The organism is Micrococcales bacterium (genome assembly GCA_009784895.1).
Classification (GTDB): domain Bacteria; phylum Actinomycetota; class Actinomycetes; order Actinomycetales; family WQXJ01; genus WQXJ01.
Genome location: WQXJ01000002.1, coordinates 1 through 19,223 on the forward strand (window position 1 = coordinate 1; position 19,223 = coordinate 19,223).

Consider the following 19,223-nt stretch of genomic DNA (forward strand, 5'->3'; position numbering starts at 1 on the left):
GACCGCACCGCCTCGGCTGTCACGGTCTCCTGGAAGGCCTCGTCGGGCGCCGCCTCGTACCAGGTTGAATACCAGTCAGCCAACACCAGCTGGACCTGGAAGACGGAGACGGACTACAAGACAAATACAGCCACATCGTTTGTCTCCACCAATCTGGCCAACCCGCCAAACTACAAGTACCGGGTGCGCGCCCTGAACTCGGGTGGCGCGTCAGCCTGGGTCGAGGTGAACTACCCCGGTACCGTAGCCCGCCCGCCTGCTCCCACTGGACTAAAGGCGGTAAAGCGTGACAACACATCCGCCACGGTCTCCTGGAACGCTTCGGCCGGCGCCGCCTCGTACGAGGTTGAATACCAGTCCGCCAACACATCCTGGGCTTGGAAGACGGAAACTGACTACAAAACCAAGACAGCCGTGTCGTTCGTTTCCACTAATCTGGCGGCCTCAGGAACCTACTTCTATCGGGTACGCGCCGTGAACTCGGGCGGCTCGTCGGCCTGGGTCGAGGTTAAGTACCCCACCACCGTGAACCCCCCGCCTGCTCCCATTGGCCTAAAGGTTACGGACCGCACCGCCTCGGCTGTCACGGTCTCCTGGAAGGCCTCGTCGGGCGCCGCCTCGTACCAGGTTGAATACCAGTCAGCCAAAACCAGTTGGAACTGGACAACCGACTCGGGCTATACGACAAAGACTGCCGTATCGTTTGTCTCCAAGAATCTGACAGCTGCGGGAACCAACATTTATCGGGTGCGTGCTGTGAACTCAGGCGGCTCATCGGCCTGGGTACAGGTTGCCTCCGTACCGGCAGCACCACAGGGTTGTTCGCAGTCGACGACCGTTGGGACCGTAGCGACCTGCATTGTGAAGCTGTTTGACCAACTCTGGCAAATGCCAACTACTCGCTCGGAGGCAAGTGACATACAACGGCTGGAGAACCTCAACAGGAACGCCCAGAATTATGACGAAATGATTGGGCTTCTTACGAAACTGATGAAGCTGGATCATGACATGAAAGCAAAAATCATAAGCAATTTCCGCTAGGGGCAGGTTTCGCGGCAGAGCCGATCTCCGGTGCGGCGCGCCGGGGATCGGCTCTGCCCATTAGAGGCCTGCCACTGGCATTACCTCCGCCATGCGCAAAGACGCCGTTAATGCGCTAGCCACTGGGCATGTTGCGCATCCGGATTGGTGCCAGGCATTACCGGCCGCGCGGTGCCAGGCGCCAGGCGACAATGGCGATACCCACCATCACCGCTGAACCCACCCAAAAAGCACCGGCGAAACCAGGCCGGTCAAACGCCGCCGCCTGAGGGCCAATCGTCAGAGCCGCGGCCACCGAAGCGAAAAGCGCAATCCCAGCTGCGTTGGCCAGCTGCTGAACCGTCATGGGCAGGGCGCCGCCAGCCCCGGCATCGCCACCCTTCAGACCAAGCGTGGCCCAAGACTGCGACACCGGCGAGACACAGCCCAGGCCCGCTGTCATCACCGCGCTAACCGGCAGCGACACGACCACAAAAAGGTCGGAATAAGTGCCCAAGGCAAACACCGCCATGGCGGCGCCGTTCATGGCCAAACCCACTGTCGCCGCCGCCCGCGGGCTCCAGCGCCGCTGAATCACCCGCGACAACCACAATCCAGGGAAAAAGCCCAGGCAGCAGGGCAACCAGGCGAAGCCAGCTTGAGTCGGGCTGAAACCAAGCAGGTCCTGCATTAGCAATGCCCCCAGGAAGAAGACCGCCCCGTTGACCGCCCCCTGGACGCCGATGATGGCGTATCCGACCAACCTCGGTGAACGCTGCAACAACCGAGCCGGCACAATACGATCCTGCCCGCGGCGCGAGGCCCACAACACTGCCGCCATGCCCGCAGCGCCCGCCGCCACCAACAGCACTCGGACCAGCCAAAGGCCTTCCAAAGACGTGCCGGCCAGACCCCAGACCAACCCCGCCATGGCCGTCACCGTCGCAACTGCCAGAGAGATGTCGAGGCGCACCCGCCGGCCGGCCGGCATAGGCGGCACCAGCAATATGCAGGCTACTGCCAGTCCCCCAATCAACGGCACATTAATGCCGAAGACCCAGCGCCAGGAGAAGTAGTCGGTCAAGAGCCCCGAAACCACCACGCCAACGGTCGAGCCAATCCCGGCAATCGCCGCCCAGAGCGTGAAGGCCTTGGCCCGCTCCGGGCCGGAGGGGAACAGCATAGACAACATGGCTAGCCCAGTCGCCCCGGCCAGCGCCTCGCCCACGCCTTGGCCGGCGGTCGAGGCGATAAGCACCCAAGCCGTGGGTGCCAGGGCCGCGCTGAGCGAGGCCAGGCCGTAGAGGCCGATCCCTACGATGAAGGCCCGTTTGAGCCCGATGACGTCGCCAATGCGACCGCCCAACAGCAGCAACGACCCGGCGGCGATCATGTAGGCGGTGACCACCCAAGTCAAAGTCACATCACTGAGATTGAAGTGGTGCCTGATCGAGGGCAGCGCCACATTGACCACAGAAATGTTCAGCAGCAGGACAAACTGGACGGGCGCAATCACGGCCAAGGCGCGCCATCGGCCGGGGTAAACGGCGGCGGAGTCCTGGGGAAGGTGGGAGCCGGTACCAGGCATCCGCCCCTCCTAACGGCCACGATTACTAGTGGCGGTGCCGCGCCACCGGACTAGCCTACGACCTGTCCCCCGCGCCGGCGAGCCACTTCTCGCGGCGGGCGAGCAGTATTCGGTTCTGGCGAGTCTGCCAACTGGGTAGCCGCCAGGCCCCGGAGGCGCTGCCTGGCAGGTAGAGGCGTAGGGCCGGCGGTCGCCGCCCATGGACCCAGCCGCTAGACCCGCCGTGTTTCCCCTGACTATTGCCCCATTGCTGCCGGCCTGGACGCGGCCGGTGCCCGGTAATCGACCCGGTCCCCGGGGTGGTAGTTTGTCTCAAAACTGGAACCTTTCATGAGGGGATGCGACATGACCACAAATACGATGAAGGCTGCCGTTGTGACGGAGCTGGGCCAACCGCTGGCCTTGACCGATGTGCCGATCCCGCAGCCCGGCCCCTACCAGGCTCTGGTCAAAGTGGACTATTCCGGCGTTTGTCACACCGACCTGCATGCCGCTCAGGGCGACTGGCCGGTCAAGCCCAGTCCGCCGTTTGTCCCCGGACATGAGGGCTCCGGCGTGGTGGTTGAGCTCGGTCCCGAAGCCACCCGCGTCAAAGCCGGTCAGCGGGTCGGCAACGCCTGGCTGGCCAGCGCTTGTGGCGCCTGCCAGTACTGCCAGCGCGGCTGGGAGACCCTGTGCGAAAACCAGTCCAATTCCGGTTACGGCGTGGACGGCTCGTTCGCCCAGTACATGCTGGTCGACTCGCGTTACTGCCCCATCATTCCCGATGGCGCTGACCCGGCAGCCGTGGCGCCTATCTTGTGCGCTGGCGTAACGGTCTACAAGGGGCTTAAGGTCGCCGACACTCATCCGGGCGAATGGATGCTGATCAGCGGCATTGGCGGACTGGGCCACATCGCCGTGCAATACGCCCGAGCCATGGGCATGCGCGTGGCCGCCATCGACGTGGCCGAGGACAAGCTGGCTCTGGCCCGTCAGCACGGCGCAGAGGTCTGCGTCAACGCGGCCACCTCGGCCGACCCGGTGACGGAAATCAAGGACCAGGTTGGTGGCGGCGGTGTCCATGGTGCGCTGGTGACAGCTGTGGGCAGCGAGGCCTTCCCTCAGGCCGTTGGCGCGCTTCGGCGCGGCGGCACGGTCTCGCTGGTCGGCCTGCCACCTGAGGCCTTCCCGCTGGACATCTTCACCACCGTGCTGTTCGGCCTGACTGTTCGCGGCTCGATCGTGGGTGGCCGGGCTGACATGGAAGAGTGTCTGGGTTTCTTTGCCAACGGCCAGATCAAACCGACCTTCACCACCAGACCCCTGTCAAGCATCAATGACATTTTCGACGAGATGCTGGCTGGCCACATCGACGGTCGCATCGTCCTGGACATGTCCGCCTAGTATCCCCACATTTCACCGAGTTCAGGGTTTGGCACGACTGCCTGCTGCCGGACCCTGGACTCGCGTGAAAAAGGTGGCCAGGGTGAGGTGCTGACAAACCCTGGACTCGCTGAAAACGGGGTGGTGCGAAACCCTGGACTCGCTGAAGGGTGCGGTCGTAGAGAGGTGATGCGAAACCCTGGACTCGCGTGAAGGGGCTGGTCAGGGTGGGTTGGGGCGGGGTTTGGGGGCGGTGGTACCGGGGCTAGTAGCGGTAGTGGTCGGGTTTGTAGGGGCCGTCCAAATCCACGCCGATGTAGGCCGCCTGGGCGGCCGTCAGCCGGGTTAGGTCGACTCCCAGGGCCGCCAGATGCAGCCCGGCCACCTTTTCATCCAGCTCCTTGGGCAGTCGGTGCACGCCCAGTTCCAGGCCACCGCGGAACAGCTCGATCTGGGCTAACACTTGGTTGGCGAACGAGCAGGACATCACAAACGACGGGTGCCCGGTGGCATTTCCCAGGTTCAGCAGCCGACCCTCACTTAGCACCAGGATCGAATGCCCATCTTCGAAGACCCACTCATCGACCTGGTCTTTGACAGGCAAACGCCGCACACCCGGCCAGCCAGCCAAACCGGCCATGTCAATTTCATTGTCGAAATGACCGACGTTGCCAACCACGCATTTGTCCTTCATCGCCGCCATCTGCGCGGCTGTAACCACATCGCGATTGCCGGTTGCCGTGACTACGAAGTCAGCAACAGCGATGACGGCGTCAAGCTGCGCCACCTGGTAGCCGTCCATGGCCGCCTGTAGCGCGCAAATCGGGTCTATCTCCGTCACGACCACGCGCGCGCCCTGACCGCGCAAAGCCGCCGCCGCGCCTTTGCCCACGTCGCCATAACCGCAGACCACCGCCGTTTTGCCGCCAATCAACATGTCGGTGGCGCGGTTCAGCCCGTCTGGCAAGGAGTGGCGAATACCGTAGATGTTGTCGAACTTTGACTTGGTCACCGAGTCGTTGACGTTGATGGCGGGAAAGGCCAGCTTGCCGGCCTCGGCCAGCTGGTAGAGCCGCAGCACCCCGGTGGTGGTCTCTTCGCTCACCCCCACAATCGCGCCGGCCAAGCCGGTCCAGTAGCCGGACCGTCTGGCCGCCTCGGCCCTAACCATGGCCTGGATCTCGCGGCCTTCGAGGCTTTCCCCCAGCGCCGCGTACGATGCCGCGTCCTGGCCGTCCGCTTCAAAGTCCCGGCCCACGTGAACCGCCAAGGTGGCGTCGCCTCCATCGTCCAAGATCAAGTTGGGCTGCGCCTGACCCCAGTTGAGAGCCTGGGCGGTGGCCCACCAGTATTCGGCCAGCGACTCACCCTTCCAGGCGAAGACCGGCGGGCCGGCCGGGCTGTCGGGACTGTTGACCGGGCTGTTGCCGCTCTTGACCGGGCTGTCGGGGCTGTTGACCGGGCTGTTGCCGCTGTTGGTCGGGCTGTCAGTGCTGATGGTCGGGCTGTTGCCGCTGTTGGTCGGGCTGTCAGTGCTGATGGCCAGGCTGTTGGTGCTGCCGGTCGGGCCAACCACCACCGCTGCCGCCGCCTCGTCCTGAGTCGAAAAGATGTTGCAGCTGGCCCAGCGAACCTGGGCGCCCAGCTCGATCAGCGTTTCGATCAAGACCGCGGTTTGCACGGTCATGTGCAGCGAGCCGGTGATCCTGGCGCCGCTGAGCGGTTTGGACGGGCCAAGCTCGGACCGCAGAGCCATCAACCCTGGCATTTGCTGTTCGGCAAGGCAGATCTGGTGACGCCCGGCTGGCGCCAGATCCAGTGACCTGACGGCAAAGCGGCCGGGCTGGCGAGCCAGCTTGGGAGTGTTTGTCACAGCGGCGACATGGCGTGGGGTACCGCCCGGTGAGCCAAAAGTCCAGGTACGCCGTCTTCGACCGGGTAGGCCAGACGACAAGACGAGCAGATCACCTGGGGACCGGCGTCGCTCAGTTCACCTTGACAATTGGGGCATCGGATGATCAGCCACAGCCACCTCTGATTGGTCAATTTCACTCCTCCAGCAATTTTGACAACTCGACACGCAATTGTGCCATCATTTCTGGTTTTTTCGCCTCAACGTTCAGCCGCAAAATGGTTTCCGTGTTCGACGGACGGATGTTGGCCCACCACTTCTCGGGGCCGTGCCAGTGGTCCAAAGTCACGCCGTCAAGCCGGTCAACTGCGATTTCGCCGCTGGCAATCGTGGTTGCGAAGTGGTTCAAGACCCGCTCAATGGCGCCAGCCGGATCAGCCACTTTGAAGTTGATTTCTCCCGACGCGGCGTAGGGATCGAATCTGGCCGCCAGTTGGGACATCGGCTCTTGGCTGCGGCCCAGCAGAGCCAGGACATGCATGGCCGTCAAGATTCCCGTATCAGCGTAGAAAAAGTCACGGAAGTAGTAGTGGCCGGAATGTTCGGCCCCGAAAACGGCGTCTTGGCTGGCCATGACCGGTTTTATGAGCGCGTGTCCGACAGGTGTGCGCACCAGATGGCCGCCGGCCGCTTCAACCATTTCCGGCAAGGCGCGCGAGGTGATGGCGTTGTGCACAATCACTGCCTCACGCCCGGCGGCCTTTTCCTGAGCCACCAGGCTGACCGCGATCATGGTGCCGATGGCCGAGGCCGTCACAGCCTGACCGGCCTCATCAACCACAAAGCAACGGTCGGCGTCGCCATCGAAGGCCAGTCCCAGATCTGCCCCGTTGGCGACCACGGCCCGCTGTAGATCAACCAGATTGGCCGGGTCGATTGGGTTGGCCGGATGATTGGGGAAACGGCCGTCTGGCTCACCGAACAGTGGCACCAACTCGACCGGCAGGGGCTCAAGACCGGCGCCTTGGCCCAGGACCGCCTGGGTGACGATCCCACCTAGGCCGTTGCCGGCATCGGCCACGACCTTCAACGGGCGGATCGTGGCCAAGTCGACCACCGAACGCAAATAGCTGGCAAAGGCGGGCCAAATGTCTAGCTGACGGACCCACCCGGGTTGGCCAGCCGGGGGTGGCGTGGGGTTTTGCTCTGCCAGCTCGACCAGACGGCTAAGACCGTTGTCGCGGCCAATCGGTTTGGCTCCGGGCTGCATCAGCTTGAGGCCGTTTTCGCCGGGCGGGTTGTGGCTGGCCGTCAGCACGACGCCCGGCAATGAGTGGGCGCCGCTGGCGTAGTAGACGGCGTCAGTTGAGACCATTCCTAGGTCAATCACGTCGACGCCTTGGGAGGTTAGGCCGTCCGTCAGGGCGGCGGCCAGACCTGGCCCGCTTAGGCGGCAGTCGCGTCCCAGGTAGATGGCCTTGGCTCCGTCCAGCAACTGGGGTAAAGCCGCGCCGATGGCGCACGCCTCGTCCCGGCCCCAAGCCTGGGGCACAGGGCCGCGCAGGTCATTGGCCTTGACGATGGCTGCGAGCGGGCGCATCGGGAAAGCGTAGCTTACGCCGTCCAGCCCCGGGCCGTTGCGGCCAGCGGGTCTTGAGGATTGTCTGAAGCCAGCACGTCGCGGCCGTGTGGGCCGCGCCATTTGGCCCCAAGTCATTTTGTTCTGTGTGATCGCCGGTAACGAGTGGGTCACAGTTCATCGCAGACCAACCTCTGGGCGGCCCTTGTGGCACCAGGCTCGCTAGCCTGGATGAATGAGCGGCTCGGGATCACCCGGCGTGCCAACGGGCCCGCCAACTGAAGCGCCGTTGAACCAGCCGGGCCCTCCAAGTGGAAACCATACGGTTATCCACCTGCCTGGCCACCACCTGAGAATCCGGCTGTCGATTACCCGCCCAGCGCCAGTTATCCGCCTGATTCCGGTGTCACGCCTCCGGGGCACATGGCTCTCCCGCCGTACGGCGTGTCGGGTTGGTCGCCGCCTCAGCCTGGCGCCTTTCTCCCAGACCACATGGCGCCGGGCCCCTACTTTGACCCCTATGCCGTTTACCGGGCGTTTGAGGACGCCCGTTCGCGAAACGGTCTTGGGGTGGCGTCACTGGCCTGCGGCGTTGCCGGTTTCTTTTTCCTGCCGGTGCTGGCCGCTTTGGCTGGGGTCATCACAGGCCATTTGGGCCTCAGTGCCTGCCGGCGGGGTAGAGCGAATAACCGCGGCATGGCCCTGGCCGGCACGATTGTCAGCTACGTGTCACTTGCATTTGGCATCGCCTTCATGATTTGGCTCTTCGTCTGGGACTATTCGTACCATTCGACTCACCTCTACTAGCCGCCTTGATCTGGTCCCAGACAAGCCGATCCGCCACCCATAGCAGCAGCCGGTTCGCCGGCCGCCGCCTGTGGCTCGGCTTGGCTGCCGGACAATTGATGATCGGCAGGTCTTTGGCCGGTGCCTAGGATTCGGCTGAGGCTTCGCCGCGGCGCTGGCGCAAGGCCTGAAGCGCCTCGTCGAGCAGTTGGGCGCCGTCATCGTCGCTGCGGCGCTCCTTGACGTAGGCCAAATGAGTCTTGTAGGGCTCATTCTTGGGCGGCGCCGGCGGCCTGAGCGGGTCGGTCCCCGCCGGAAAACCACACCTGGGGCAGTCCCACAAGGCGGGCACGGTGGTAGCCGGGTCATCGACGAAACTGGGCCTAGTCTCATGGAGATTGGCACACCAGTAACTGATGGTGATCCGTGGTGCCACCTCACCGCGTTCTTCTTCGCCCATTGGCCCTGCGCCCACACGCGAGCCCCTAATTGCGCTACCGCCAGCCATTATTGTTCTTCCACTTCCACTTCTTGGGCCTTGATTGGATCAGGTCAACCGGACGCCAGTGCCAGGTCCACTAGGCAAGCCAAGTATCCGGGCACCGTCCAACGCCAAGCCTTGGACAGCATAAACCCGACTGGTGGGGCCTGGTCGTTCACCAGGCCCCAGTCCGGTTGGGGCCACAGGTCAGCTGATGTTGACCTTGTGTAGCCACGCTAGGAGTAACACAGCTGCAATCCAAGCAATTCCCACCCAGACTGTGATCCGGTTGAGATTCTTCTCCGCCACACCGGATGAGCCCAGGTTGGAAGAAAAGCCGCCGCCAAACATATCGCTCAAGCCCCCGCCCTTGCCCTTGTGCATCAGAATCAGCAGGACAAGGAAGGCGCTAGTAAGCACCAGGACTACCTGGAGCGAAATGGTCAATGCGGTCACGGCGGCCTATCTTACTTGGTTGGCTAGTGTTCTTCGAACCGAGCGATCTTAGCGAATTCGTCCGGATCAAGCGAAGCGCCACCCACTAACGCGCCGTCAACGTCGGGTTGCTCCATAATGGCGGCCACGTTGGATGACTTGACCGAACCACCGTACAAGACCCTGATGCCGTCACCGGTTTGTTGCCCGTAGAGCTCACTCAGCCGTCCGCGAATCGCGCCGCAAACCTCTTGGGCGTCCTCAGGGGTAGCGACTTCGCCGGTACCAATGGCCCAAACTGGCTCGTAGGCCACGACAGCCTTGGCCGCCTGGTCTGGAGTCAGTTCACCGAAAGCCCCGTCGATCTGAGCCAGAGTGTAAGCCACCTGGTCACCGGCCTTGCGGATCTCCAGAGCCTCACCGACACAGATGATCGGCACCATGTCGTGACGGAAAGCGGCCGCGGCCTTTTCGCCCACCTCTTGGTCGGTTTCGCCGTGATACTGGCGCCGTTCGCTGTGCCCCACAACTACATAGCTGCAGCCCAGCTTGGCCAGCATTTGCCCGGACACCTCACCGGTGTAGGCGCCTTCTTCGTGAACCGAAACGTCCTGGGCGCCGTAAAGCACTTCCATGTTTTCCGCGTCGGTCAGGGTCTGGACCGTGCGCAAGTCGGTGAACGGCGTAATCACCGCCACCTCGACCTTGTCGTGGTCAAACCTGGCGTCCTTCAGGGCCCAATGCAGCTTCTGGAGAGTATCCATGGCCTGGAAGTGATCCAAGTTCATCTTCCAGTTGCCGGCCATAAACGGCTTGCGATCTGCCATGATCAGCCCTCCAAAACCTCAAGCCCAGGAAGGACCTTGCCCTCGAGCAGCTCCAGCGAGGCGCCGCCGCCGGTGGAAATGTGACCAAAGCCGTCCTCGGGCAGGCCAAGTAGCCGGACCGCCGCGGCCGAATCGCCGCCACCAACGACAGAGAAACCGTCCCCGTCAACCATGGCCTGAGCCACAGCCCGGGTGCCGGCAGCAAAGGCCTCGAATTCGAAGACACCCATGGGGCCGTTCCAGACAATGGTCCTGGCTCCCTTGACCGCGTCAGCGAATGCCACCTGGGAGACCGGGCCAATGTCTAGGCCCATGGCGCCGTCCGGCATCGCCTCGGCGCCCACCACCCAGTTCTTGGCGTCTGCGGCAAACTTATCTGCCACCACAATGTCGGTTGGCAAAACAATGTCAACACCCTTGGCGGCAGCCTTGTCGAGGTAACCCTTGACCGTGTCGATCTGGTCGGCTTCAAGTAGCGAAGCTCCAACACTGAAACCCTTAGCGGCCAGGAAGGTGTAGACCATGCCGCCGCCAATCAACAAGGCGTCGGCCTTGTCCAGCAAGTTGCCAATCACACCGAGCTTGTCGGACACCTTCGAGCCGCCCAAGACCACCACATAGGGACGCTCGGGACTGGCCGTGGCCCGGCTTAGGGCCTGGACTTCGGTTAGAACCAGACCGCCGGCGGCCGCCGGCAACAACTTGGCAATGTCGTAGACCGAGGCCTGCTTGCGGTGAACCACCCCAAAACCGTCCGAAACGTAAGCGTCAGCCAAAGCCGCCAGTTCCTGGGCGAAAGCCAGCCGTTCGGCATCGTCCTTAGAAGTCTCGCCGGCGTTGAAGCGCAGGTTCTCAAGCAGGACCACGCCTCCAGGCGCCAGCTCGGCCACGGCCTGCTGGGCCAGCGGGCCGACTGTGTCACCGGCCAGTTTGACCTCGGCGCCAAGCAGTTCGCTGAACCGGGCGGCCACCGGAGCCAACGAGTATTTGGCCTCAGGAGCGCCCTTGGGCCGCCCCAGGTGGGCCATGACGATGACCTTGGCTCCAGCCTTGGTCAAGCGTTCGATGGTTGGCAGGGAAGCGCGCACCCTTCCGTCATCGGTGATGCGACTGCCGTCAAGCGGGACGTTGAGGTCTGCCCGCACTAGGACGCGCTTAGCGTTGAGTTCACCAAGCTGGTCGATTGTCTTCATTGACATGGCTGTAAGCCTTCCTTCCGGTGCCTGTCAGGGGTTAGAACCACGATCCGCCGAGCCCATAGGTGGGACACGGCGGATCATGGTTGTTTGATTTGACTAGAGGCGAGCGCCAACGTATTCGGTCAGTTCAACCAGGCGGCAGGAGTAGCCCCACTCGTTGTCGTACCAGGACACGATCTTGACTTGATCGCCAATCACCTTGGTCAGGCCCGAATCGAAGATCGACGAGCGCGAATCGGTGATGATATCAGTGGAGACCAGTGGCTCTTCGCTGTAGCCCAGGACGCCCTTCATTGGGCCCTCGGCCGCGGCCTTAACCGCCGCGTTGACTGACTCAACCGAAACCGGCTTGGCTGCGGTGAAGGTCAGGTCGGTGGCCGAGCCAGTAATGGTCGGCACACGCAGGGCGTAGCCGTCCAGCAGGCCCTTGAGTTCTGGCAGCACCAGCGCCACGGCCTTGGCCGCACCGGTCGAGGTGGGCACAATGTTGACAGCCGCGGCCCGCGCCCGGCGCAGATCCTTATGCGGTCCGTCTTGCAGGTTCTGGTCGCCGGTGTAGGCGTGAATCGTGGTCATCAGGCCGCGCACAATGCCGAAGGTGTCGTTGAGCACCTTGGCCACTGGGGCCAGGCAGTTGGTGGTGCAGCTGGCGTTGGAGATGACGTGGTGGATGGCCGGGTCATAGTTGGTGTGGTTGACACCAACAACGAAGGTGCCGTCCTCGTTTGAGGCCGGAGCCGAGATGATGACCTTCTTGGCCCCAGCGTCGATATGGGCCTTGGCCTTGGTGGCGTCGGTGAAGAAGCCGGTCGACTCAATGACAATATCTGCGCCTAGTTCGGCCCATGGCAGTTTCGATGGGTCTCTTTCAGCGCAGGCCTTGAAGGTGTTGCCGCCAACAGTGATGCTGTCCTCGCTGTAGCTGACAGCCGCATCGGCGCGGCCAAGTACTGAGTCATACTTCAACAGATGGGCCAGGGTCTTGTTGTCGGTCAGATCGTTCACACCGACAATCTGGATGTCGTTACCCCGGTTCAAGATCGACCGGTAAAAGTTGCGGCCAATGCGGCCAAAGCCGTTGATGCCGACACGAATGGTCACGTTTGTTCCCCCTTGCATCGCACCGGGCCAACCGGTACGAACGAGACGAGCTAAGTGGCAGACGGCATGCGCCGTGCCCTGGACAAATGGGCCTGGGGGCGTCCCCAGGGCGCCACGTAAGACCCTATCACCGGAAGGCCGACTCGGCGGGTGTGCGGGCTCAACTCACCGAGGGCAAGACGCCCATCTGTTTGGCCTGCTGCCCGGCCTATGTTTGGCGGCAAGCTGGCCGGTGGAAGGCGAGGGCCGATGGCGTAGAGCGGCTGGCGAGAGTCGCTCACCAACCCGCTAGAGGTCGAAGTCGTCGGGGGGCAGCGAGGCTTCGGTGCCGTCAATGCCTAGTTCGATGGCGCGTTTGTCCGCCATTGCCAAAAGGCGGCGGATCCGCCCGGCGACAGCGTCTTTTGTTAGTGGCGGGTCAGCCATGGCGCCCAGCTCTTCGAGCGAAGCTTGGCGATTTGTTAGACGCAGTTCAGCCGCTTCGCGCAGGTGATCTGGTACGTCGTCGCCCAAGATCTCAAAGGCCCGGTCCACCCGGGCGGCCGCCGCTACCGCGGCTCTGGCAGAGCGGCGCAGATTGGCGTCGTCAAAATTGGCCAGCCGGTTGGCGGTGCCGCGCACTTCGCGTCGAATCCGGCGTTCCTCCCAGGTCAGCACCGATTCGTGGGCCCCCATCAAAGTCAAGATGCGGTGGATAGCGTCACCGTCGCGGATGACAACCCTGTCACCGCCACGCACTTCGCGTGATTTCGAGGCCACACCCAGCCGCCGCGCCGCCCCGACCAGGGCCAAAGCCGCCTCAGGGCCAGGGGCGGTGACTTCAAGGGCGCAAGACCGCCCCGGCTCGGTCAGCGAACCGTGGGCAATAAAAGCCCCGCGCCAGGCAGCGATGGCGTCACAAGACGCCCCGGCCACAATGGCGGGAGGCAGGCCCAAAACAGGGCGGCCGCGCGGGTCCAGTAGCCCGGTTTGGCGGGCCAGCGCCTCGCCCTGGCGGGCGAAACGAACGTGGTAGCGGTTGCCACGGCGCAACGCGCCGCCGGAGACCACAACGATCTCGGAAGTGTTGCCGTACAGCTCAGAGACGGCTTGGCGTAGTCGCCGCGCCGCAATAGCCGTATCCAGTTCAGCCTCAACCACGATCCGGCCAGAGATGATGTGCAGACCACCAGCGAAACGCAGCACCACCGCCACCTCGGCCCGGCGGCAGCAGGTTTGCTCCACCTTGATCCGGGCCAACTCGTCTTTGACCGCCGTGGTCAATGCCATCGACTCACCTCACTCTGGTAAAGGCTTCACGATACGCCGCCGCCAGCAGCACCGAATCATGCACAGCGGTGGAATCCTTCTTTCTAACCGGTCTGATTAGAAGCTCAGCTCCAAGTCCAGAGACCAATCGGCGCAGGTTGGCTTCGTTGTCGACCCGGTCTGGGTCGGCAATAACGACATCGAGCGAAGCTCCGCCCAGATACTCCGCCAAGGCCCTGATGTGGTCGCAGGCGGTGAAACCGGAGGTCTCCCCGCCTTGGTCGGTTAGGTTCAAAGTGACTAGGCGCCGCACCGACGGACTGGTTACGGCTGCCGCCAGCTCGTCAATCAGCAAATGCGGGATAACCGAGGTGTACCAAGACCCTGGACCAAGCACCACCCAATCAGCCTCCCGGACAGCGGCTACGGCCTCGGCACAGGCCGGCGCGTCAGGCGGGCTCAACCAAATCTTGTTGACATGACCGGCCGCCGCCGCCACATGAGCTTGGCCGCGAATGGTGGTGCGCCACTCCTCTCCGTCAACGATCCGGGTGATTTCCGCACCCACGTCCAAAGGCACAGCTGACATTGGCAAGACCCGGCCTTCGGCCCCGACCAGGCGGCCAACGTAGTCCAAACCCGCCACCGGGTCGCCGCAAATCTCCCACAGTGCCACGATCAGCAGGTTGCCAACGGCGTGACCGGACAAGTCGCCTTCGCCGCCAAAACGGTGCTGCAACACCTGGCTCCAGGTACCACCCCACTGGTCGTGGCCGGATAGCGCCGCCAGCGCCATACGCAGATCACCAGGCGGCAGCGCGCCAAACTGGCCGCGTAGACGCCCAGATGAGCCGCCGTCATCGGCCACTGTCACCACGGCCGTCAAATCCCTAGTGACATGCCGAAGTGCCCGCAGCGATGCGGCCAAGCCATGGCCGCCACCTAGGGCAACTACGCGGGGCGAGCGGCTCATGCTCGCCCCATATCCCGGTGGACAACGCGCACTCGCCTGCCGCCGGCGCGCAGGCTTTGGCCAATCGCTTCAGAGATAGCAACCGAGCGGTGCCGCCCGCCGGTGCAGCCCACGGCAATTGAGAGGAACATTTTGCGCTGGGACAAATAGCCCTCGAAGGTGCCGGCCAACGCTTCAACGTAGCGCTCAACAAAAAGCTGGGCCATTGGCTCGCCCATGACGAAATCCCGCACCGGCGCGTCCAAGCCGGTCAGGTGGCGCAGCTCATCAACCCAGTAGGGGTTGGCCAAAAAGCGCACGTCAACCACGTAATTGGCGTCTACCGGCAGGCCGTGTTTGAAACCGAACGAGGTCAAAGCCACGGTCAGTTCCTGTTGGCGGTCCGGGTCGACCAGGCGGCTAACGGCGTCGGTCAGCTCGTGGACTGAGAAATGAGTGGTGTCGAGGTAGTCGTCGGCTTGCTGACGCAGCGCCGCCAGGACCTCACGTTCTTGGGCAATCCCGGACAAAATGGTGCCCTCGCCTTGGAGCGGATGCGGCCGGCGGACAAATTCGTAGCGCCTGACCAGCTCGGCATCCTCAGCGTCGAGGAAGACTATGCGATGCTCCGTGCCGGCTTCCCTGAGCTGCTCTAAGGCTTCGATCAGGGACTGGAAAAACTCACCCGAGCGGACGTCAACCACTGCCGCTAGCCGCCTGACCCCGCCGCGGCCGGAGCGCATCATCATGCCGGCCAAAGGCCCAATCATCTGCGGCGGCAGATTGTCAACCACATACCAGCCCAGGTCTTCGAGCACGCCAGCGGCCTGGGTCCGGCCGGCACCAGACATGCCGGTGATGATGAAGACTTCCGGTTTTTGGGCGGGCGGTTTCAGAGCGTCCAACACCGGCAGGCCAGCCGGAAAAGTTGGGATCGGATCGCTCACCCTTCAATCTTGCCACGTAGGTGGTGACAAATCGTGGCCGCCAGCTTGGGGCCTATGCCCGGCACCTGGGTCAGATCGGCCGCTTGGGCCGCCCTGATCTGCTTCAGTGAGCCAAAATGCCTCAACAGCGCCTGCTGTTTGGCCGGGCCCAAGCCGGGGATTTCACTTAGTGCCGATCGGGTCATCGACTTGGACCGCTTGGCTCGGTGAGCGGTGATGGCAAAGCGGTGGGCCTCGTCGCGCAGCCGCTGTAGTAGGAAAAGCCCCTCTGAGCTGCGCGGCAGGATGACGGGGAAAGGCTGGCCTGGCAGGAAGACCTCTTCTAGTCGCTTGGCCAGGCCAATCACGGCCACATGGGCGGCCCCAGTTTGGTCCATGGCCCGCCGGGCGGCGTTGACTTGGGGCACGCCGCCGTCGACCACCACCAAGTTGGGCGGGTAGGCAAAGGCGGCCCGGGTCGGTTTGGTGGTCGCAGTGGTGGCCGCCTGTTCAGGCGCCCCAGCCGCCTCAGCCGCCTCTTTTCCGCGAGGTTGGGGTTTGGCATCAACCGCCTCTTTCCCGCGAGGTTGGGGTTTGGCATCAGGCGGCCGCCGCGCTTCGGCCGATGCCGGTGCTTCAGCCACCCGTTTTCCGCGAGGTTGGGGTTTGGCATCAACCGCCTCTTTCTCGCGAGGTTGGGGTTTGGCAGCAGGCGACGGGTTTTCCCCAGGCGAGGGTCCGTCATCGGCCCCAGATTCTGGCGCATGCGAAAACCGCCTGGTCAACACCTCTGCCATGGCAGCGGTGTCATCGCGGGCGCCGGCGCCCTCAGGCCCCTTGATTGTGAAGTGGCGATAGGCAGCCTTGCGGGCCAGGCCATCTTCGAACACCACCATCGAGCCGACCTGGTTGGTGCTCTGGGTGTGGGAAATGTCGTAGCACTCGATCCGCAGTGGGGCCTGGTCGAGGTCCAGCGCCTGGGCCAGGTCTTTCAGCGCCTGGGATCGAGTCGTCAAATCGCTGGCGCGGCGGGCGCGGTGCAGGCTCAGGGCCTGTTCGGCGTTTTGCTGCAGGGTGGTGGCCAGTTTGGCCTTGTCACCGCGCTTGGGAACCCGGATGGCAACGGCCGAGCCACGCTTTTCAGCCAACCAGCGACCTAAGCTACCTGCATCGGTCGGCAGGTGTGGCACCAGGATCTCCTTGGGCAGGTCCCGGCCTCCACCATCAAGGTAGGCCGCCTGGAGCAGGTGGCTGACAAGCTCCCCCGGGCCAATATCCTCAACCAGCTCGACTATCCAGCCGCGTTGGCCGGTGACGCGGCCGCGCCGGATGTAAAAGACCTGGACCGCGGCCTCCAACTCGTCACTGGCCATGGCGTAGATGTCGGCTTCGGTGTTGTCCGGTAAGACCAGGGCGTTCTGTTCGGCCACTTTGGCCAGGGCTGCGGCGTCATCGCGCAGCTTGGCGGCGCGTTCGTAGTCCTGGTCTTGGGCGGCCTGCGCCATGGCCTGATTGACGCTGGCCAGGTAGCGACCGGTTTGACCGGACAGAAAGTCGATGAAGTCCTCGACGAGTTGCCGGTGGTTTTCAGGACTGACTCGGCCAACACAAGGGGCCGAGCATTTGCCAATGTAGCTCAACAAACAGGGCCGGCCTTGGACTTGATACCGGTTGAAGACGGTTTTCGAGCAGGTCCTGACAGGAAACACCCTGGTCAGCAGGTCGAGCGTTTCTCTGATGGCCCAGGCCTGCCCATAAGGCCCAAAGTACTTCACACCCTTTCGCTTGGTTCCCCGCATGACCTGGGCCCGGGGGAATTCCTCGCTGATGGTGATGGCCAGGTAAGGGTAGGACTTGTCGTCGCGGTATTTGACGTTGAAGCGCGGCACAAACTCCTTGATCCAGGTGTACTCCAAGGTCAGGGCTTCAAGCTCGGTGCGAACAGTGGTCCATTCCAGGCCCGCGGCGCTGGTCACCATGGTCCTGGTTCTGGGATGAAGCGATCCCAGGGGTTGGAAGTAGTTGGCCAGCCTGGCCCTGAGGTTCTTGGCCTTGCCCACATAAATGACCCGGCCGTCACGGTCGAAAAAGCGATAGACCCCTGGGGCGGTGGGAATCGCGCCCGGCTCGGGCCTAAAGCTTGGCGGCCAATTGCTCGACGACTCGGCCATGGTCCAACCCTAGCCACACCCTCTGATCCACCGAGTCCGGGGTTTGGCAGCACGGCCAACTTCACCGAGTCCAGGGTTTGGCACGAATAGATGCTGTCAAACCTCGTACTCGCGAAAAGGGGCCCCTGACCAGCTCCTACGCGCGAGGTCGGGGTTTGGCAGCACGGCCGACTCCACCGATTCCGGGGCTTGGCACGGTGGATGCTGTCAAACCTCGGAGTCGCGAAAAGGGGCCCCTGACCAGCTCCTACGCGCGAGGTCGGGGTTTGGCAGCACGGCCAACTTCACCGAGTCCAGGGTTTGGCACGAATAGATGCTGTCAAACCTCGTACTCGCGAAAAGGGGCCCCTGACCAGCTCCTACGCGCGAGGTTGGGGTTTGGCAGCACGGCCGACGGTCGTTGATCCCGTCCTAGCCGCCGGAGACTGACAACTCGGCCCGGCGCAGCCGCGCCGTCCACTCCTCCGTTAGGTCGCGTGAATCGAGCCAACCCTCCGGCAGGGCAGGAGTCTTGACCCCGCCGCGCCGGCCGCGCGGGCCTTCGGCCGCAGCCCCCGGATATGGCGCGTCCAGGTCAAGTGAATCGAAGAGCGCCCGCAGGTCAGCCAGTGTGGCGATGGCATGGGCCTTCGACCGGGCCGGTCCACCCACCGGATAGCCCTTGAGATACCAGCTCATGTGGCCACGCAGTTCTCGCATAGCCCGGGCCTCGTCGCCCAGATAGTCAACTAGCAGGTCGGCATGGCGTTGTACGATGCCGGCGACTTGCCCCAGGTTTGGCCTGACCCTCGTGTGCTGACCGGCTAGGGCAGAGTTGATGTCGGCAAAGATCCACGGCCGCCCCTGGCAGCCGCGACCAATCACCACGCCATCGCAACCGGTCGCCGCAAACAGGGACAGCGCGTCATCGGCCTCGAAAATGTCGCCGTTGCCCAAGATAGGAACCGCGCTGACCACCCGTTTCAGCTCCCTGATGGCGTCCCAGTGGGCTTGGCCCGAGTAGTGTTCGGCCGCGGTGCGAGCATGCAGGGTAATGGCAGCAGCGCCCGCCTCGACGGCTGCTTCCGCCGCATCGAGATAGGTCAAGTGCTCGGCGTCGATTCCCAGCCGTAGCTTGACCGTTACCGGCAGGGGCCCGGCTGCCTCGACCGCCCGGGCCACAATCAGCCTGAACAATCCCAGTTTCCAAGGCAGGGCCGCTCCCCCGCCCCGCCTGGTCACCTTGGGCACCGGACAACCAAAGTTGAGGTCAATGTGGTCGGCCGCGTCTCGCTGCCGTATCAAACTGATGGCCGCCGCCACGGTGGCCGGGTCCACCCCGTACAGCTGAACCGACCGCGGCACCTCTAAAGGGTCGTGTTGGAGCATGCGCCACGACGCCTCCCGGCCTTCGACCAAAGCCCGGGAGGTGACCATTTCGGAGACAAACAACCCCGGCCCAAATGAGCGGCATAACAGCCTGAAGGGCAAGTTGGTCACACCAGCCATTGGCGCCAGCATTACCGGCGCCGGCGCCACCAGGGGCCCAATGCGCAGCTCAGGGACCACGGCTATCTCCGCCGGCCGGAGCCCCAAATCGGTGTTGTACAACACGCCTAGGCCACATGTACATAACGCGTCTGGCCGGTTGATCCGGCAAAACGCGGCAGACAGAGACCGGGGCCGGCACCAAACACCCTTCTGACGCCTGTCG

General features: G+C 63.6%; 17 protein-coding genes. 3 read left to right on the forward strand and 14 right to left on the reverse strand.

Annotation, left to right across the window (positions count from 1 at the left end):
• Positions 1–1,041, forward strand: a 1,041-nt coding sequence (locus tag FWD29_00505) for a fibronectin type III domain-containing protein (GenBank protein MCL2802426.1), incomplete at its 5' end; no start/stop codon positions are given.
• A 157-nt stretch (positions 1,042–1,198) separates the two neighbouring features.
• On the opposite strand, the gene FWD29_00510 is transcribed toward FWD29_00505, so the two are convergent.
• Positions 1,199–2,608, reverse strand: coding sequence for an MFS transporter (locus FWD29_00510; protein MCL2802427.1), 1,410 nt, complete (start codon positions 2,606–2,608; stop codon positions 1,199–1,201).
• A gap of 345 nt (positions 2,609–2,953) precedes the next feature.
• On the opposite strand from FWD29_00510, the gene adhP reads away from it, so the two are divergent.
• Entirely contained in the window at positions 2,954–3,994 is a 1,041-nt protein-coding gene (gene adhP / locus FWD29_00515) for an alcohol dehydrogenase AdhP (protein MCL2802428.1), read from the forward strand.
• Positions 3,995–4,238: 244 nt separating this feature from the next.
• Here the strand turns inward: adhP and FWD29_00520 are convergent, their stop codons facing one another.
• Genes FWD29_00520 through manB form a run of 3 tightly spaced genes read right to left on the reverse strand, consistent with a single transcriptional unit; the run spans position 4,239 to position 7,425 of the window.
• Complete coding sequence (locus FWD29_00520; GenBank protein ID MCL2802429.1) at positions 4,239–5,846, reverse strand: adenosylhomocysteinase; 1,608 nt, start codon at positions 5,844–5,846, stop codon at positions 4,239–4,241.
• Entirely contained in the window at positions 5,843–6,019 is a 177-nt protein-coding gene (locus tag FWD29_00525) for a hypothetical protein (protein ID MCL2802430.1), read from the reverse strand. Before FWD29_00525 ends, FWD29_00520 begins: the two co-directional genes overlap by 4 nt.
• 2 nt (positions 6,020–6,021) lie before the next feature.
• Positions 6,022–7,425 carry a phosphomannomutase/phosphoglucomutase gene (manB, locus tag FWD29_00530; GenBank protein MCL2802431.1) on the reverse strand — a complete coding sequence of 468 codons (1,404 nt, stop codon included), beginning with the start codon at positions 7,423–7,425 and terminating at the stop codon, positions 6,022–6,024.
• 471 nt (positions 7,426–7,896) lie between these two features.
• Here manB and FWD29_00535 point away from each other — a divergent pair, with 471 nt between their 5' ends.
• Positions 7,897–8,211, forward strand: a complete 315-nt coding sequence (locus FWD29_00535) for a DUF4190 domain-containing protein (GenBank protein ID MCL2802432.1) — start codon at positions 7,897–7,899, stop codon at positions 8,209–8,211.
• A gap of 124 nt (positions 8,212–8,335) precedes the next feature.
• Here FWD29_00535 and FWD29_00540 read toward each other — a convergent pair whose 3' ends face one another.
• The 10 genes from FWD29_00540 to dusB form a co-directional block, all read right to left on the reverse strand.
• Positions 8,336–8,698, reverse strand: coding sequence for an RNA polymerase-binding protein RbpA (locus tag FWD29_00540; protein MCL2802433.1), 363 nt, complete (start codon positions 8,696–8,698; stop codon positions 8,336–8,338).
• 180 nt (positions 8,699–8,878) lie between these two features.
• Positions 8,879–9,127 (reverse strand): preprotein translocase subunit SecG, encoded by a 249-nt coding sequence (gene secG, locus FWD29_00545; GenBank protein MCL2802434.1) that lies wholly within the window; start codon positions 9,125–9,127, stop codon positions 8,879–8,881.
• Between the two features lie 23 nt (positions 9,128–9,150).
• Positions 9,151–9,933, reverse strand: a complete 783-nt coding sequence (gene tpiA / locus FWD29_00550; protein MCL2802435.1) for a triose-phosphate isomerase — start codon at positions 9,931–9,933, stop codon at positions 9,151–9,153.
• A gap of 2 nt (positions 9,934–9,935) precedes the next feature.
• Positions 9,936–11,132, reverse strand: a complete 1,197-nt coding sequence (locus FWD29_00555; protein MCL2802436.1) for a phosphoglycerate kinase — start codon at positions 11,130–11,132, stop codon at positions 9,936–9,938.
• A gap of 96 nt (positions 11,133–11,228) precedes the next feature.
• Positions 11,229–12,233 carry a type I glyceraldehyde-3-phosphate dehydrogenase gene (gap, locus tag FWD29_00560; GenBank protein MCL2802437.1) on the reverse strand — a complete coding sequence of 335 codons (1,005 nt, stop codon included), beginning with the start codon at positions 12,231–12,233 and terminating at the stop codon, positions 11,229–11,231.
• A 288-nt stretch (positions 12,234–12,521) separates the two neighbouring features.
• The gene (gene whiA / locus FWD29_00565; GenBank protein MCL2802438.1) at positions 12,522–13,502 is read right to left on the reverse strand and encodes a DNA-binding protein WhiA; all 981 of its coding nucleotides are present in this window, start codon (positions 13,500–13,502) and stop codon (positions 12,522–12,524) included.
• Positions 13,503–13,506: 4 nt separating this feature from the next.
• Complete coding sequence (yvcK, locus tag FWD29_00570) at positions 13,507–14,454, reverse strand: uridine diphosphate-N-acetylglucosamine-binding protein YvcK (GenBank protein ID MCL2802439.1); 948 nt, start codon at positions 14,452–14,454, stop codon at positions 13,507–13,509.
• A complete protein-coding gene (gene rapZ / locus FWD29_00575; protein MCL2802440.1) occupies positions 14,451–15,380 on the reverse strand; it encodes an RNase adapter RapZ in 930 nt (309 codons plus the stop codon). Before rapZ ends, yvcK begins: the two co-directional genes overlap by 4 nt.
• Positions 15,377–17,530 (reverse strand): excinuclease ABC subunit UvrC, encoded by a 2,154-nt coding sequence (gene uvrC, locus FWD29_00580; GenBank protein MCL2802441.1) that lies wholly within the window; start codon positions 17,528–17,530, stop codon positions 15,377–15,379. Before uvrC ends, rapZ begins: the two co-directional genes overlap by 4 nt.
• A gap of 411 nt (positions 17,531–17,941) precedes the next feature.
• On the reverse strand, positions 17,942–19,030 hold the full coding sequence (gene dusB / locus FWD29_00585; protein ID MCL2802442.1) for a tRNA dihydrouridine synthase DusB: 1,089 nt from the start codon (positions 19,028–19,030) through the stop codon (positions 17,942–17,944).
• Between the last annotated feature and the right edge of the window lie 193 nt (positions 19,031–19,223).

What these genes read in the sequence shown, in the direction of transcription:
- uvrC (MCL2802441.1), bottom strand. Translation starts at nt 17,530, where the DNA reads ATGGCCGAGTCGTCGAGCAATTGGCCGCCAAGCTTTAGGCCCGAGCCG.
- FWD29_00510 (MCL2802427.1), bottom strand. Translation starts at nt 2,608, where the DNA reads ATGCCTGGTACCGGCTCCCACCTTCCCCAGGACTCCGCCGCCGTTTAC.
- dusB (MCL2802442.1), bottom strand. Translation starts at nt 19,030, where the DNA reads ATGCTGGCGCCAATGGCTGGTGTGACCAACTTGCCCTTCAGGCTGTTA.
- tpiA (MCL2802435.1), bottom strand. Translation starts at nt 9,933, where the DNA reads ATGGCAGATCGCAAGCCGTTTATGGCCGGCAACTGGAAGATGAACTTG.
- manB (MCL2802431.1), bottom strand. Translation starts at nt 7,425, where the DNA reads ATGCGCCCGCTCGCAGCCATCGTCAAGGCCAATGACCTGCGCGGCCCT.
- adhP (MCL2802428.1), top strand. Translation starts at nt 2,954, where the DNA reads ATGACCACAAATACGATGAAGGCTGCCGTTGTGACGGAGCTGGGCCAA.
- FWD29_00555 (MCL2802436.1), bottom strand. Translation starts at nt 11,132, where the DNA reads ATGTCAATGAAGACAATCGACCAGCTTGGTGAACTCAACGCTAAGCGC.
- yvcK (MCL2802439.1), bottom strand. Translation starts at nt 14,454, where the DNA reads ATGAGCCGCTCGCCCCGCGTAGTTGCCCTAGGTGGCGGCCATGGCTTG.
- FWD29_00540 (MCL2802433.1), bottom strand. Translation starts at nt 8,698, where the DNA reads ATGGCTGGCGGTAGCGCAATTAGGGGCTCGCGTGTGGGCGCAGGGCCA.
- FWD29_00535 (MCL2802432.1), top strand. Translation starts at nt 7,897, where the DNA reads ATGGCGCCGGGCCCCTACTTTGACCCCTATGCCGTTTACCGGGCGTTT.
- whiA (MCL2802438.1), bottom strand. Translation starts at nt 13,502, where the DNA reads ATGGCATTGACCACGGCGGTCAAAGACGAGTTGGCCCGGATCAAGGTG.